At 32.6% G+C, this 15,595-nt stretch carries 21 protein-coding genes and 1 pseudogene; 9 read left to right on the plus strand and 13 right to left on the minus strand.

All coding sequences use genetic code 11. The features are described from left to right. Positions 1-271 (plus strand): hypothetical protein (locus tag J2T59_RS08005; RefSeq protein WP_259135415.1); only part of this gene is annotated, 271 nt, incomplete at its 5' end. 53 nt (positions 272-324) lie between these two features. Here J2T59_RS08005 and J2T59_RS08010 read toward each other — a convergent pair. The 5 genes from J2T59_RS08010 to J2T59_RS08030 form a co-directional block, all read right to left on the minus strand. Further along, positions 325-1,113, minus strand: coding sequence for a DNA-directed RNA polymerase subunit D (locus J2T59_RS08010; protein ID WP_310572669.1), 789 nt, complete (start codon positions 1,111-1,113; stop codon positions 325-327). Positions 1,114-1,152: 39 nt separating this feature from the next. Continuing rightward, a complete protein-coding gene (locus tag J2T59_RS08015; protein ID WP_259135416.1) occupies positions 1,153-1,536 on the minus strand; it encodes a 30S ribosomal protein S11 in 384 nt (127 codons plus the stop codon). A 13-nt stretch (positions 1,537-1,549) separates the two neighbouring features. Continuing rightward, on the minus strand, positions 1,550-2,104 hold the full coding sequence (locus J2T59_RS08020) for a 30S ribosomal protein S4 (RefSeq protein WP_259135417.1): 555 nt from the start codon (positions 2,102-2,104) through the stop codon (positions 1,550-1,552). A gap of 12 nt (positions 2,105-2,116) precedes the next feature. Next, on the minus strand, positions 2,117-2,563 hold the full coding sequence (locus J2T59_RS08025; protein WP_374761086.1) for a 30S ribosomal protein S13: 447 nt from the start codon (positions 2,561-2,563) through the stop codon (positions 2,117-2,119). A 315-nt stretch (positions 2,564-2,878) separates the two neighbouring features. Next, entirely contained in the window at positions 2,879-4,246 is a 1,368-nt protein-coding gene (locus J2T59_RS08030; RefSeq protein ID WP_259135418.1) for an NAD-dependent succinate-semialdehyde dehydrogenase, read from the minus strand. Between the two features lie 81 nt (positions 4,247-4,327). Here J2T59_RS08030 and J2T59_RS08035 point away from each other — a divergent pair, with 81 nt between their 5' ends. Both J2T59_RS08035 and J2T59_RS08040 read left to right on the plus strand, forming a co-directional pair. Then, positions 4,328-4,564: a hypothetical protein gene (locus J2T59_RS08035; RefSeq protein WP_259135419.1), complete on the plus strand. Its 237-nt coding sequence runs from the start codon at positions 4,328-4,330 to the stop codon at positions 4,562-4,564. A gap of 388 nt (positions 4,565-4,952) precedes the next feature. Beyond that, on the plus strand, positions 4,953-5,657 hold the full coding sequence (locus tag J2T59_RS08040; protein WP_259135420.1) for a potassium channel family protein: 705 nt from the start codon (positions 4,953-4,955) through the stop codon (positions 5,655-5,657). A 147-nt stretch (positions 5,658-5,804) separates the two neighbouring features. Here the strand turns inward: J2T59_RS08040 and J2T59_RS08045 are convergent, their stop codons facing one another. From J2T59_RS08045 to J2T59_RS08065, 5 genes are all read right to left on the minus strand, one after another. After that, a complete protein-coding gene (locus tag J2T59_RS08045) occupies positions 5,805-6,143 on the minus strand; it encodes a ferredoxin-thioredoxin reductase catalytic domain-containing protein (protein WP_259135421.1) in 339 nt (112 codons plus the stop codon). Next, complete coding sequence (locus J2T59_RS08050) at positions 6,136-6,399, minus strand: glutaredoxin family protein (protein WP_259135422.1); 264 nt, start codon at positions 6,397-6,399, stop codon at positions 6,136-6,138. The genes J2T59_RS08045 and J2T59_RS08050 overlap by 8 nt, the downstream gene beginning before the upstream one ends. Positions 6,400-6,403: 4 nt before the next feature. Beyond that, positions 6,404-6,745 carry a Rieske (2Fe-2S) protein gene (locus J2T59_RS08055; RefSeq protein WP_259135423.1) on the minus strand — a complete coding sequence of 114 codons (342 nt, stop codon included), beginning with the start codon at positions 6,743-6,745 and terminating at the stop codon, positions 6,404-6,406. Between the two features lie 301 nt (positions 6,746-7,046). Then, a complete protein-coding gene (locus tag J2T59_RS08060; protein WP_259135424.1) occupies positions 7,047-8,975 on the minus strand; it encodes a PAS domain S-box protein in 1,929 nt (642 codons plus the stop codon). A 143-nt stretch (positions 8,976-9,118) separates the two neighbouring features. Further along, positions 9,119-9,433 (minus strand): nucleoside triphosphate pyrophosphohydrolase, encoded by a 315-nt coding sequence (locus J2T59_RS08065; RefSeq protein WP_259135425.1) that lies wholly within the window; start codon positions 9,431-9,433, stop codon positions 9,119-9,121. A gap of 348 nt (positions 9,434-9,781) precedes the next feature. Here J2T59_RS08065 and J2T59_RS08070 point away from each other — a divergent pair, with 348 nt between their 5' ends. Continuing rightward, the gene (locus J2T59_RS08070) at positions 9,782-10,555 is read left to right on the plus strand and encodes an NYN domain-containing protein (protein WP_259135426.1); all 774 of its coding nucleotides are present in this window, start codon (positions 9,782-9,784) and stop codon (positions 10,553-10,555) included. A gap of 178 nt (positions 10,556-10,733) precedes the next feature. Here the strand turns inward: J2T59_RS08070 and J2T59_RS10230 are convergent. Then, positions 10,734-10,877 (minus strand): annotated as a pseudogene (locus tag J2T59_RS10230) (hypothetical protein); the annotation flags it as partial. A gap of 71 nt (positions 10,878-10,948) precedes the next feature. Then, positions 10,949-11,080, minus strand: coding sequence for a hypothetical protein (locus J2T59_RS08075; RefSeq protein WP_259135427.1), 132 nt, complete (start codon positions 11,078-11,080; stop codon positions 10,949-10,951). Positions 11,081-11,250: 170 nt separating this feature from the next. Between J2T59_RS08075 and J2T59_RS08080 the strand changes: the two genes are divergently transcribed. The 5 genes from J2T59_RS08080 (at position 11,251) to J2T59_RS08100 (ending at position 14,345) form a co-directional block, all read left to right on the plus strand. Beyond that, the gene (locus J2T59_RS08080; protein WP_259135428.1) at positions 11,251-11,469 is read left to right on the plus strand and encodes a hypothetical protein; all 219 of its coding nucleotides are present in this window, start codon (positions 11,251-11,253) and stop codon (positions 11,467-11,469) included. A 190-nt stretch (positions 11,470-11,659) separates the two neighbouring features. Then, positions 11,660-11,839 (plus strand): hypothetical protein, encoded by a 180-nt coding sequence (locus J2T59_RS08085; protein ID WP_259135429.1) that lies wholly within the window; start codon positions 11,660-11,662, stop codon positions 11,837-11,839. Then, entirely contained in the window at positions 11,836-12,126 is a 291-nt protein-coding gene (locus tag J2T59_RS08090; RefSeq protein WP_259135430.1) for a type II toxin-antitoxin system RelE family toxin, read from the plus strand. The genes J2T59_RS08085 and J2T59_RS08090 overlap by 4 nt, the downstream gene beginning before the upstream one ends. Before the next feature lie 419 nt (positions 12,127-12,545). Further along, positions 12,546-12,962 (plus strand): helix-turn-helix domain-containing protein, encoded by a 417-nt coding sequence (locus J2T59_RS08095; RefSeq protein WP_259135431.1) that lies wholly within the window; start codon positions 12,546-12,548, stop codon positions 12,960-12,962. 462 nt (positions 12,963-13,424) lie between these two features. After that, on the plus strand, positions 13,425-14,345 hold the full coding sequence (locus tag J2T59_RS08100) for a stage II sporulation protein M (RefSeq protein ID WP_259135432.1): 921 nt from the start codon (positions 13,425-13,427) through the stop codon (positions 14,343-14,345). A gap of 18 nt (positions 14,346-14,363) precedes the next feature. On the opposite strand, the gene J2T59_RS08105 is transcribed toward J2T59_RS08100, so the two are convergent. Next, a complete protein-coding gene (locus tag J2T59_RS08105) occupies positions 14,364-15,440 on the minus strand; it encodes a sensor histidine kinase (RefSeq protein WP_259135433.1) in 1,077 nt (358 codons plus the stop codon). Positions 15,441-15,595 lie beyond the last annotated feature (155 nt).

Raw genomic sequence — 15,595 nt, forward strand, 5'->3', positions numbered from 1 at the left:
CTTTGACCTGGCTGGGCAACCCTCGCACAATTTTGCTACTGACTATTTTATTTTAACATATATAACGAACACTTACGAAGAAGACCCTCAACCTATCGCCTTTGACCTGGCTGGGCAACCCTCGCACAATTTTGCTACTGACTATTTTATTTTAACATATATAACGAACACTTACGAAGAAGACCCTCAACCTAGCGCCTTTGACCTGGCTGGGCAACCCTCGCGCAAATGTGTCGCTAACTATGATATTTTGATATTTAACATTAACTAATTTTTGTTCTTTGAAAAGGTAAAAAAATCTGGTTTTACCAGATTCTTTTCCTCTTAAAAATGTTCAAGTACCTCTAACATCCCATCTGACTTCTTTTTAAGAGCCTTGCTAGCTTGCTGTATCAGTTCTTCAGCACTGTATGACCCATCAGATTCTACATTAAATATAAATGCTCTTTCATCTTGATCAACAGTTATCGCATTGATTCCACAAACATCAGCACATGATCTACAAAGTGTACATTCCAACATATCATTATCCTGTATCTCTGCTCCAGATGGTCCCATTTGGATTATATCTTTAGGACACGCTTCGATACATGAACGACATTTATCACAGTTATGAAATGTCACTACTGGATATGTCTTGTATCCACAGGCTATCCCAGCTTGCCATCTCGAATGATTTTTCCCATGTCCAACATGTGCCAAGGCTTCGAGAAAGAGTTGTTGACCATCTTTCAGCTCAACTATTGGAATGTTTTCATCTGATGGGAATATCTCTGGGTCAGAAGAAACAAAATCACCTGAATATACCATCTTTGGTCCTTCTGCACTTAATGTCATCGATACTTCACAAGCAGGACAATTATCGTCGCACATGCATTCTTCTTTTGGAACAAGTTCATCGGTGTTAGCTTTAATTGGGATTAGAGATAATCTTAGACCTAGTTGTTCATCATAAAGAACAGAAGTGTTATTATATAAATTCACTTCAGTTATCGCAAGGGTTGGAACTTCTGCCAACATTGCTCTTCTTAGTCCATTTGCAAATGCAATCGATGCATCTGAAAGCACGAACTTTGCAAATCTGTCAGACATTTCTAGAACTTCGATTTTCATATTGATAAACCCGATTGTTCATTCTTGGTATTATTTAACTTATACACGCCTTCCGCCTTTTGGCCTTGTACCATCATGTGGAACTGGAGTTACATCTTCAATCCTACCAATTTTGATACCTGCTCTTGCAAAAGACCTTATAGCTGCTTGTGCACCTGGACCTGGACTACGTTGTTTATTTCCACCCGGTGCTCTGACTCTTATATTAACTCCTTCAATACCCTTATCTTTAAGTATATCTGCTAGTTGACTTGCCATCTGCATTGCAGTATACGGTGAGCTCTCGTCTCTTGCAGCTTTCACTAGCATCCCACCTGATGCTTTTGCAATAGTTTCAGCACCAGTCAAATCGGTAACAGTTATAATTGTATTATTGAAAGAACTATTGATGTGAGCTACGCCCCATGTACCTTTTGTTGCCATATTTTAACCCTCCTTATTCGCTTGCAATGGATGATGCAACCTGTGCTGGTCTTTCTGGATGTGAATCGTTATTTAATGGTGATTGCCCATAATAACCGATAGCCATCTCCTCTTCCTTTGATACAAGCTTACTTGGGATAGTGACTCTTTTCCCGTTAATTGCTATATGGCCATGAGTGATGAATTGCCTTGCTTGTTTCATAGTCATAGCAAGTCCTAGCCTATGTACTTGGGTCTGTAGCCTTCTCTCAAGAATAGCATCAGTGTCAAGTGCAAGAATATCATCAATATTAGAATCTGGTTTTAATATAGAATATCTAATCAATCTATTAAGAATTTGATCAGCTTCATTTCTTAAATGGCCTGTTAGTTCAGCTTCAGCTGATTCTGCTAGTAATCTACGTGCATCTGCCCTATACATCCTAAGAATACTTTGTACTTTCCACAGTTCTTTTCTGTTACGTAGCCCATACCTTGTGATAAGTTCAACTTCAGTGGCCATTCTGGCAGCTTGCCATGGGTGTTTTGGTGTATCAAAACTCTTTTTCTTTTTACCTGGATATACCATCTTTGTTCACCTTTATTTCTTCTTACTCACACCAATAGTACTTCCGCCTCTACCTGTAGACTTCGTTCTCTGGCCTCTGACCTTTAGACCACGTTCATGGCGTATACCACGGTACGCTCGGATCTTTTTAAGTGTATTAAGATCCTCTCTTATAGTCAAGATGATATCTTGGCCTAGAAGATGTTTATCATCGCCTGTCAGTGGATCTTTTCTTCTGTTTAGCATCCATGCAGGAACATTCTTTTCAAAATCATTGATGTTCTCGTTCAATTTTTGAACATCTTCGTCTGACAAGTAACCTATCTTTTCAGTAGGGTCAACATCTGCTCTTTCGGTCAAAATCCTTGCAGTACGTCTTCCTATGCCACGAATTCCAGTAAGTGCATACTCTACTGGCTGATCACCTTTAAGATCAGTGTTCATTATACGCACTAAATGTCTCATTTCTTCTTCTGCCATTTATTTTCCTCCTTAAGGACAATCTTAAAGTACTCAAGTACTGATTATCCCGTAGCCCTGATACAAAAACCTCGTATCAGCACAGCCAATTAAGGCTCAAGATAAATGAATTAGTAAATTCAATCTTCTAATCTTAATTGCTCGGCAGTATATAATATAAGTGGTATATAACTTTAATTGTAGTTACAGTATCTCCGAATGAAATACAGCTTTTTGATAGTTTCAACTAAATAAAGCGATTCAAAAAAGTTTTTGTTTCTTTATCTTCCAGGGTTACTATCTTAATCCATCTAATCTAAATAAAAAATACATTAATTAAAATATTTTAAAGGCGCATGGTTGCATAAACTCCATCATACCTATGCGGTAAAGTTCTCTACCAACTCCACTTTTTTTGACACCACCAAATGGTACCCGGGGATCTGATGCTACTGGACTGTTTATTCCAAAAATACCTGCATCTATTGAACTTGCAACTGATAAAGCATTTCTTTTGTCTCTACCCCATATACTTGCACCTAACCCAAATTCTGTACTGTTAGCAATTTTCACAGCTTCATCCTGGGTTTTAAATGGTACAATAGGTGCAACTGGACCAAATACTTCTTCTTGCAACACAGGTGACTTCGAATCTAATCCATTGAGGACGGTGGGGTTGTAGTAATAACCTTCTCTTTTATCTAAACCACCTTCAATTAAAATATTAGCCCCCATCTTTATTGTGCGTTCAACTTGATCAATTAAAATGTTGAGTTGTGTTTCATTAGCCAGTGGGCCAATATCTGTTTGTTTGTCAAAAGGATGACCAACTCTAAGCTCTTTCACATAGTTCAAAAAATAAGAAATGAACTCTTCCTCAACTGTTTCATCTACTAATATCCTTTTAGCCGCAATACAGCTCTGTCCATTGTTCTGGAACCTACTTTTCACGGCAGCTTTTGCTGCATCCTCAATATCTGCATCTTTTAGTACAATGAAAGGATCACTACCACCTAATTCTAACACAAATTTCTTTATGTTCTTACCTGCCATTTGAGCTACCATTGAACCTGCATTCAAACTGCCCGTGAGTGTAACAGCGTTTATTTCAGGCCTTGATATTAAAGACGAAGCAGTTGGACCATCTATTAAGAGTGTTTGGTATATGCCTTCAGGAAAGCCAGCCTCCACAAATATACGCTCAAGTTCTATCGCACATAATGGTACATTACTAGCATGTTTTAAAAGAACTGTGTTTCCACCTGCAACTGCAGGTACACCAAACCTTAGAGCTTGCCAGAATGGAAAATTCCAAGGCATTATACTCAATACAGTTCCCATAGGACGGTACTCTATAAAAGATTCTGATGCGTCGGTATTCAACTTTTCAACCTTGAGAAAAGATTCCGTCTTCTCTGCAAAATAATCACATGCCCATGCACACTTTTCTATTTCTGCAAGAGATTCCTTTATAGGTTTACCCATTTCTTTAGTAATTAAGGTAGCAAGCTCATTTTCTCTTCTTCTAATGATCCTTGCTAATTCTTCAAGTAAAAATGTTCTCTCAACAACATTTTCATCACTCCAATCATTAAAAGCAGCCGTTGATTTAACTACTTTCTCATTTATATCCTCATCTGAATGGTATGGAATCTCTTCGTTCAACATACCAGTTGCAGGATCAATCGACCTTAATTTAGACATATAACATACCTCAGCTTCTAATCAAATTACAAAATATAGTTGTTATGTTGAATCAAATAATATAGTATTCTAAATAACGTCATGAAATCGTTTAAGCTTATTGCTCTATACATTTTTAAGCCTATTTTACATGCTCTAGAAAAAATCGGGGGTGACAAAGCCAGTTTACTTGTGATGCGTCATGTGAAAAAATCAACTGGGGAATGGGATCATGACTTTGATAAGTTCCAAGAAGTTTACAATCTGGCTTTGTCTATTATTTTATACAGCATAACACTAAATAAAACTTACCTTAGAAACTATGTTCAGAAAAAATAGTTAGATTTATTTATGTGAATTATTTTCTGAAAACAACTCTGTTTTAATCGTCAAATCTAAGTTAAATAACACATTTTGAACCTAGTTTTAAAATTTACCCGATATCTCATGTATTGTGTTCAATTCATTGACCCTTTACACATGATTTATTCTTATATCAACAACATGTTTTCCATTTAAAACATAGATTATAATTATTCATAGAATACGTAACTCTGTAATAAATATCTGTTTAAAAATGATTATACTTTTTCAAACACAATTAAAAAGCATAATAACTAATCAGAACAAAATCATAGTTGCCAGATATAAATATGAGTGAGGTATCAATATAAAAATTCCAAATGATGAACTTGCCTCCAAAATACAAAAGATCATCGAAATACCAATGATCCTACTTGCTATTGCAGTCTTACCACTTGTACTTATAGGAACAGGTTTCTTGGAGACTGCATTTATGGATACTCAAACCGCACGTTTAATCGATGACATAATTTGGATGATTTTCCTTTTAGAATACATTGTAATGATAACGTTGAGTTCTGATAAAAAACAGTATTTTAAGAACAATAAACTCTTATTTTTCATTATCATACTTACACCACCATTGATTGTTCCCGATACAGCCTCTGCTTTCAGAGTATTAAGAGTTGCAAGAGTCCTCAGATTACTTATTGTGGTTGAGAAGGGAATAAAACCTTTAATGGAATCTTTCACTCGAGATTCATTCAATTATATATTGATATATTCAATTACATTGGTAGCAATTTCAGGTATTGTATTCAGTGTAATTGAAGAAATTGATATTTTTGACGGTATCTGGTGGGCCATCACTACAGTTACAACGGTTGGATATGGAGATATGTATCCTACAAGCGATGCTGGAAGAGTCGTTGCTTTTTTAGTAATGATTGTTGGAATAGGTTTTGTATCGGTTCTCACAGCAGCAATAGCAGCTCATTTTGTAGATATTGATCAAGATGATACAAATGAAGAACTAATTGCTAAATTAGATGATCTGGATGAGCATGTGCAACACCTTTCAGGCCAAATTAAAAGCCTAGAAAATGAGTTGGATGAATACAAAAAATAGTCATTAATAGTTCATGAAGAAAAAGACAGAAGGTTCTTTGGAAAAATATTGAATAATAGGTAAATAGGTATAGAGGCATCAAAAAGATGAATTAACCATAAAAAGCAATATATCTATTTGTTATCTCAGAGAAACAAAATCTGAGATTCACTCTAATTCTGTTATGGGTATTTGTTCTAATTGGCTAGTATCGGTTATATCTTTGTGAACATAGAGTTGACACCAACATGCCTTCATAGCATCAAAATGTTTTCTGTGGTAGGGAATACAAGGGCATACGAGTTTCATTCGGTCCTCCCTCCTTTCAGGAAGAGCTTGACATGGACAAAATGGAGCTCCTGCTTCTCTTTCGAGCTTAACTTCTTGTTCCATTATAAAATCAACCAGTTCATTATCAGGATTAAACTTGTACCCTAATGGATCAATTACTCGTTGAAACATTTTCATCAACTGTTTTTTCCTTGCCTCAATTGACCTTTCACTCACTTCCATCCCCCAGGTTCAAAGCTTTAGCATACTCTTTAGGTCTATATCCAACTATAACAATATCATCTATAATAACAAAAGGTGTTGCTGTAGTACCACCAAGTTCCTTCATTTTTGTTATGATCTCTTTTTGAGATTCCTTATCCTCTAAATCATAATCAATTGATTCAAAGGTTATGTCATTCTCCTCAAAAAATGTCTTTGCTTTCTTACACCATGGACATGTACTTAACGTATACATGACAATTTTAGCCATAATATCATCCTTCCATCTTTATTAATACATCATTTTCATCTATCTTACATTCAAATACAGGTATTTTTAACTCATCAGCCATCAAGTGTTCTCCCGTCCTAATATCAAACTCCCAGTCATGACAAGGACATTTTATAGTATAGCCTTCTAACAATCCTCTGTGCATTGGGCAGTTCATATGGATACATGTGTTCTCAATCCCGTAAATTTTCCCTTGAACCTGAATCAATAAGATTCTTTGATCTCCTACAGATACAACTTTCATTGAACCATCCGAAAACTCTGAAGATACACTGACAGACACCCATTTGTTATTCTCTTTTAAGTTAACCCCTCCAGCATTCATATAAGGAATTTTTATTTTTAAGTATATAAAGATATATGTTTTATAGATAATATTGCCTCTAAACTTTAATCATAACATAGCTCCTTAAAGAAAAAGTGTCTCATAAATTGAATTCACTCAACTAAAAAACAGGAGTCACCTTCAGTAAGGGAGGGATAGTTGACTATATCTGTTCCAACCAATTTGATAATTGATGTAAAGCTTTTGTAAAAAGTTTTTCTTGGACCTTCCTTAAAATAAGCAAGCTAACATCTAAAACCAAAAAGCATCTTTACTAAATATCAATATCCTAAGTATTAGTTCAAATAGTGGAAATCTCTTCTTTGTGTCCTTCAAGATCTGTTAGGTATTTTTTATATTTTGAATAATCTATGAATAACCACAGGTAATGTGAGTCACTAACATTAACTAAACTCGTATGAATATAAAGCATATTCCCATTAATGTCCAAAAATATCAGCTTATCTTCATGTGATTTTATGGTTTCCAAGCCCTTAATAAGCTCCCTACCCTTATCAAGAGACTCAGGAGCTAGAAGATCAAGGATATTCATACCTACAAGTACATCATGCTCATAACCTAGAATCTGCACAAAAATATCATTGACTTCTATAATCTCCCCATCAACTTTAGATATGAACATACCAATTGGGGCTTTTTTCATGTAATTGACTTTTTTCTCTATAATCTCAAATTCAATTTCGAGTTTTTTCTGCTCATTGATATCTATAATATATCCAATTGTTTTCAGCTTTTTACTTTTATCATCGTAAAATGTATTAGCCACTTCTCTAACCCATATAGTTTCACCACAGTTGCGTATAATCCTATGCTCATATTCTAGTGGGTAACATTTATTGATATCTATGAGATCTCGGCTGTGTCGAATAACAGTATCTCTATCATCTGGATGCACTCGTTTTATGAAATCAGAAAAAGTTCCTTCAAATTCTTTTTCATTTAAGCCAAATATTTCTGCGCATTCTCTTGACCATACAAGTTCATCAGTTGATGGATCATATTCCCATTCCCCTAAACGTGCAGCATTTTGTGCAATGTTCAACTTAAGTTTGCTATCAAGTAATTCTCTTTCAATCCTAACACGTTTTGTGATTTCACTTGCAACACCTGTAATTGAAATAAGATTTCCGTGTTCATTAATTACACCTTTTTCCTTTATATTAAACCATTTAATGCTCCCATCAGTAGTAATAAATCTTATATCAAATTCTTTTATTTCATTACATTTCATTGAATCCAAGTCTAAATGGTCCAATAGAATACAATGGTCATCAGTATGTACAAAATCCTTTAAAGGTCTATGAATCACATTAGCTATTTCATAACCCAATAGTTTAGTCCAAGCTGGTGATGCAAATATGACAATACCACTAAGGTCAAGTGAATAAAGTAAGTCATTAGCATGAAATAGCAAGTTTCTATACTTACCTTCACTTTTCTTTAAAAGATCCTCTGATATTTTTAGTTCAGTAATATCTACTGCAGAGCATAGAACGTGTTCCACATTTCCAGAAGTATCTAAAACTGGTGTTCTTAATATTGAAAGATACACTATATCCTCAAATGCACTGATTAGCCAATTTCGAGTCTCTATTTGAGTACCGGATTCAAACACTTTCTTATTCCCTTCAACAAAAACTTCAAGCATTTCATCACAGAGAACATGATTCATTTTATGGAACTCAATATCTTTTTGGTCAAGTCCTATGAACTCTGCATGAGCTTCATTTACTGTACCATAGGTATCAACATCTATCATAACCCATAATTGTGGTTCTACATTATGAGAGAGTATCCGGCTATGTTCCCTCAATTGATCAGTTGCCCTGTAATGTTTTCCAATTTCACTAAAAAGTGTTACAAAATAATCTCCTTCCGTCGAAAAAACAGTCACTTGATACCATTCATTTAAAGGTTTAAAATGTTGTTCAATTGACCTTTCAGCACCCTGAGAAACTATCAATCCAAAATATTCAATCCAATCAAAGTCATCATCTCGAATATTTGAAAAATAATGAGAAGCTCTATTTCCAATAATAGCTTCTTTCTGTAAACCAAACATCTCTTCAAACTTAGAATTCACTTCAATGAATTCATAATCAATTGGATTGCCTAACTCATCATAAATTAATTTATTATAAGCATATCCATCTGATATTTTTGATAAAATATACGAAGTATCAAGCTTACGCGGGTGCTTTTGCGACATTTGATTAAATGGTATAACCTTTAACAATATAACTCTTATGTCTGATATACATCTACTAGAGCTGTTTTTTGTTGATAGCACCACAATATTTAATTTCACGTATATTTAAACAAAATCATTGATTAGTTCAATATATACACATTTCAATCCATTATAGACTTTAGATAAAGATTTGATTCGAATCCACCTATTTCAGTTCGTTTTTCTAACCTCATCTTTTCAAGCTTTGTTTTTGAGCAACCTTTCAGTTCAGCTATACGATAGATAATTTCAAGCATGTCTACCAATTCATCGATATTATGCTCCTCTAGGTATTCATTATACTCTTCTAAAAGTTTAGACTCAAGAACCGATAAATACTCGATATCTTCCATATTAGTTATTAATGCTTTGCTTCCAGAACTTCTGATAATTTCAGGAACATTATCTCTTATAGCTTTGTTATATTGATTAACCAAATAAATACCACCATACAAAATTAAGGACACTTTGGAAATATAAGTTATCAAACATATTCGTTTTGTAAAAATATAATGCCTGAAAAATTCCACATAAGTGCTAATATCGAAAAATTTGACATAGCACAGGAGGATTTTTTTGCTAACAGTAAATAATCTCTACAAGAGTTAGCTTTGTTCAAAACGTTCTCTTATTTGCTTACAATAAAAAAGATGAATAAATATATTTTTTAGAAACTTATTGAAGAGAAAATATTCACGTATCTAATTCAACAAATAACTTTATCAATTAGTTAATCCAAGTAGGCTTAAATTAAAAGCTATCTACGAATAAATCATGGTGAACAAGTGGTAACTAAAAACGAAAATGACAAACTTGCAGTTTTAATAGATGCTGACAATGCCCAACCTTCTATAATAGAAGGATTAATGGATGAAATAGCTATTTACGGCGTTGCTAGCGTTAAAAGAATCTATGGTGATTGGACAACAACAAAACACAGCTCATGGAAAAATGAATTACTTGAACATTCAATAAATCCAATTCAGCAATTCACTTACACTACTGGTAAAAATGCTGTTGATAGTACCTTAATAATAGATGCAATGGACCTTCTTTATACCGAAAAACTTGATGGATTTTGTATCATATCAAGTGATAGTGATTTCACACGGTTGGCACAGCGAATAAGGGAAGAGGGACTGAAAGTGTATGGATTTGGTGAAGAGAAAACACCTCTTCCTTTCATTGCAGCTTGTGATAAGTTCATATATACAGAAAACCTGCGGAAAGATGAAAAGGAAGAGGATTCAAAAAGGTATCAAAGTATATCTAAGAAACCTACATCAAGACAACTTAAAGGTAACACCAAGCTTGTAAATCTCCTCAGGACAGCTGTTGAGGACTCCGCAGACGATGACGGCTGGGCTCTGTTGTCAGCAGTTGGGGAAAATATAGTTAAAAGAAGACCCGATTTCGATCCAAGATCATATGGATGTAAAAAATTGGGGGAGCTTGTTGAAACTATTGACCTATTCGAGATAGATAAAAAAGCACAAAATGGGTCAAATAAAGGGTTCACAATATATATCAAAGACAAAAGGAATCTGAATAAAAAATAATCCGTATAAGTTTCGGTTTAATAAATTTAAGCAATACACATTTATTATTAAATTTGTCCCAATAATGTTATAGATTCATTTTCTGCGTTTGACTCTAAATATAACAAATATAAAAATACCAACTGATGCAAAAAGCTAACTAAATCCAAGAAACTTCTACCCAGATACCTTTTCGGTTCTAATGCACAGATTTTTCAACAACTATAGCGTTTATTGCTAAATGTGAAAGTCCTGTTACTTGGGCATCGAAATTCATTTTATCGTCATCTACATTTACTTTTAAAGTTTCAAGATCATTCCACCCACCCCTAAAATATCTCTTTAATACGAGATCTCCTCTATAACCAGAGGTTTTGAATGAATTTTAATAGCCTATACACCGGCTTCCTCGAATCAAATTGTTTTCTTCGTACCTGATGTTCCCATTCCCATTACACTTTCTTCTCGAATATCTATTGGAACAGTTTCGGTTGTATTAGTAACTGAATTGCCATAGTTTCTAATATTAAATAGATATTTACGCATGTTTCTCTATAATAATATATTCTAATTTGTTAAAATTTACCATATCTAGCTGCCCCGTTTGGACTTTAAATTGATCATTAAAATAACAAATGATTAGCATCATTAAAACTAGTCAAATATTGTCAACAAAAAAAGTTATAACATATATCAAGTGTATAGGAGATTGAGGTTTGACCAGAATGATACACAATTGTCCAGGATGCAAAGCGGTACTCGAGGAATACAAGAAAATACATGAAAACATAGTTTATTGTATTGCGACTAATCAATCGCCATTTTACTCAGGACTTACTACAGAATTTGGATCCTATAATTGCAAATATTGTAATGCAAATGTCGTAGAAATCATAAATGATCCAGAAAAGCAATCCTGCGAATTATCAAATTAAAAATAAGTACTACTCTTGAAATTTTACTTTTTTTGGTACTGTAAAAATTCTTCATACTTGAACAACCATTTACAGTTACAATAATCCAATATGCTAGCTATTATCTGTATGTGATGATGTCTTATTTTTCTACAGACTTCAGTAAACTATCGAAACATTATTATTCATATTCAACTATATAATTACTCTAATGACAAATAATAATACTAATGATTTTTCTCGAAAGAATAAAAAGTGTAATTTAGGTGATATTGATCAAACACCATTAAGCGAAGATACACTTAAAAGGCTTGAAGAGGCCAGAGAAGACTGTAAAAAGGGGAAGCTATGTACATTAAAACAACTTAAGTCCGAGTTTGGATTAGAATGAATTACCAAGGTCTCTTCACTAATGCATTCAAAAAAGACCTCAAGTCAATACAGAAGAAACATCAACTTGATCTGAAAAAGATTATTGATGCAATTGAGGATATAATATTGATTGACCCGTATTCAGCTGACTTGAAACAACTAGCATGTTTTAATTATTATAGATATAGAGTTGGAGATTACAGAATAGTTTTCGATATAGAGAATGAAACTGATATAATTTTTCTTGCTGTCGATATGAGATCCACAATTTACAATAAATTAAGGAATAGAATGAATAAATGTTAATTCTTTCATTCTGTATCTACACTTTTTTTAAAGTATTTTAAAGATATTTCTTTTTCCTTACAAGCTATTACTATTTAATCAATCTCTTTGCAACTAAAGACAATATACATATTTTTCAATTCTAGTTTCTTGTGCTTTGTTAATTTAAGTTTAAGGATTTTTTTGGTAAAATAACCTGCTGAGAAAGCTATAAAGCAATTCTAATATCTGAATAAATGGTTCTATACCAAAACTAAGCTGAAGCTGTTAAGGAATGGCAAAATGAAACTACTCTCAATTTCAATATATCATCACCTTTCTTTTTCTTGACCAAGGTTCTTTGTATCTAACCAGAACAAAATAATTAACACTCATTCTAGTAGACAAATTTTCTGAATTGAAACTAAACTTTTATAACTATTGAATAACAATATTAAATCATGGGAAGATCAGAAAAAATCAAAGTTGAAAAACATATTAGCAAGTCAGAACTAATTAAAAAAATAAGACAACTAGAAATACAAAAAAAAATCTTAAAAAGACTTTATTTCATAAAATTAAGATATGATGATGTTCCTGTAGAAAAAGCATGTAAACAAGTTGGTGTATCAAAGACTGTAGCTTATGAATGGCAAGAAAGATGGAATAATGAAGGATATAGAGGAATAATCCCAAAATTTGCTGGTGGAAGACCTTCAAAGCTCACAAAAGAGCAGCAAAATGAAATAAAACAAATATTGAACATGAATGAAGATATAAGCATAAAAGAGCTTAGAGATTTAATATATAAAAAGTATAATATCAAATATAGTTTAAAGCAGGTTCGAGAAAATTTGAAAAAATGGAAAGATAGATAAATCATTTAAATTTTTGGCTCTGTAAATATGGATAATAGGCTATTAGATTATACTATAATGATGCTTTTTAACCTAAAAAATACATCATATCACCTATATACAAATAAATAACAAACAAAAGTTTTTTTTGTTAGAAAGGTTTAGTTTTTTGATATCAGAGCAAAAGAGAAAGTGTCCCAAAATATATAAATATCAATGTTGTTTTCAAGATTATAGATTTTAAAAATAGACACTAATATGGATATCAACTTCATATTAGCAATTAATAATTCCTATAGAGATGTTTCATCTCATAATTAAAAGAGGGATATTTAGAATATACTTAATCAATGTATTCATATAGAATGATTAATATTACAAGATATAATGTGCCCTAAGCAAACCTTTAGAGTACTTTCCCCTGATATCTATTGGTCAATAAAAACTTTTATCCTAGTTAGTGTAGTAGCGTTCACTTTAAGCTTGCTAATTTATTTATTATCAATACTACTCTTCTCACAACCTGAAGTAATAAGTGAAACTATTGAGACTACCGCCGAAATTTCATTAGCTAAAGTTACTACAACAGCACAATATTCTTCACTTATGATTTCTATTCTTTTATATAACACAATCGCAATGGTGGTTGCATGCACAGGCTCTGCTTTTATGTTATATATTCATAAATTGATTTTATCTGAATTCAAGGTACGACATGGTAGTAGATTTTATAATCAAATTTCAAGGATATTCGAGCAAGTTCTAAAGCCACTTATTTTACTATATATATGGGCTGTCCTAAAAATAAAGCCTGAGATTAGTAATATACTACGTTCAGAGTTAGATGAAAAATCCAATGATTCTATATGGTTCTGTTCAATATACAAGAAAGAAGATTATACCTTATTCGCATACACTGTTCCATATGCTGTCCCAATATTGGTACTTATTGCAAATGGAACATTGATTGGAATACTTTTCGCATACACTAATTTTATCAATGCTCATGCAGGATTTGTTGAACTTGGGTTAGAAGGAGCTATTATAGGAATTGGTTATGCATGGACGTTTTTTATATCATCTATAATCTTACATGGACTCATTGAAATACCTGTAATTCTTTTTGCAGTAGCTATAGGTTACAGGTTTGCTAAGATACAATCCAGTGCAGTTATAGAAAACAATATGTTCAGTAGCGATTATTACAATGAACTTAAAAAAGATGTCAATAAGATAAATGAAATCACAACTAATTTCCTCATGTCACCATATTTATGGACCTTTCTTATACTTGGATACATGTTTCTTGCAATGGCAGCATTCATTGAAGTCAATTATACCCCTTTACTGGCAGAATGGGCAATTGATCAATATTATATTTTAGTTCAAATGAGATATAGCTAACAGAAGTATACTTTTTTATTAAAAATAAGGAAAGGTTATTCTCAACTCAAAACCATTTTCTGCCTTAATTTCCATAATACCTTGAAGTTGTTGTACTAACATATTTATGATTTTTAGTCCCAATGATTCAACGTTTTGAATATCTATTGTCTCCTTCGCTCCAGGACCATTATCAATCAAAAGTAGCATAATCTTTGACCCCTCTTTAGTCAAAGTTAATGTGAACTTATTATTATCAGAATCTCTTTTAAATGCATGTTTTATTGAGTTCGTAAGAGCTTCGTTCACTATCAGACCTATGGGAGAAGCAGTCTCAAGATCGAAATCAATATTATCAATCTCAAGTTGAAGGTCTACATGAGACATTTCATGAGATTCAAGTATATGAGTTGTAAGGTCACTAATATAATGATTTATATTAACTTTGTTCAACTTATTTGAACAATATAATTTTTCATGTGTGATTGATATTGTTTTCAATATGTTTCTACAATTATTAATGAGTGTAATTGAATCTTCGTCTTTGAAATATTTGATTTTTAAGCTTAAAAGGCTATCAATTGATTGAAAGTTATTCTTGATTCTGTGATGAAGTTCTTTAAGCTGGATAGATGCTATCTCATAATTTTGTTCCTTATTAAGGATTGTTTCATCAGTTATACTTTTTTTTTCTGACTCGATATAGTCTAATAAAAATACCATTTGTGCTGGTTTATTATCCACATAAATTGTTGTCATCCCAACAAAAGATGTGATTGGTTGATCTAACATGGTCTTGAAATTAGCTTTAGAATAGCCATTAATGTTTTCAATTGACTTAATTTCTAAATAACCAAATTTATCTAAAAATTGTTCGTGTATAGGATAAGATGGATTAAAGTTTAATGAAAAAATATTGCCAAATTTTTTATTTGCAAATATAATATTATTGTTTTGAAGTACAATTAATGGAATTGGGAAATCATTATATTCTCCTAGGACACTATGGAATTCACATGAATCTTTTTTTCCACCTGAGCGATATAGTTGTTCAGAGGGAAAAACTCCAATCGAATTCCAAATACCTTCTTTTGTTAAAGAGTTATCTCCTTTCATTAGCTAGTCTCCATTCAATTACTATAATAACAAAATTTTTCTAGTGTTTTTTATATTCCTTATGTATCCATTTTATTTAACTGTTGGGTAAAAATATAACTACAGTATATCAAAATGAACTGTGCTATCTTAAAAATAGTTAACTAAATAACTCC

Origin of the sequence: Methanosalsum natronophilum (genome assembly GCF_024808815.1) — an archaeon.
Lineage (GTDB): Archaea > Halobacteriota > Methanosarcinia > Methanosarcinales > Methanosarcinaceae > Methanosalsum > Methanosalsum natronophilum.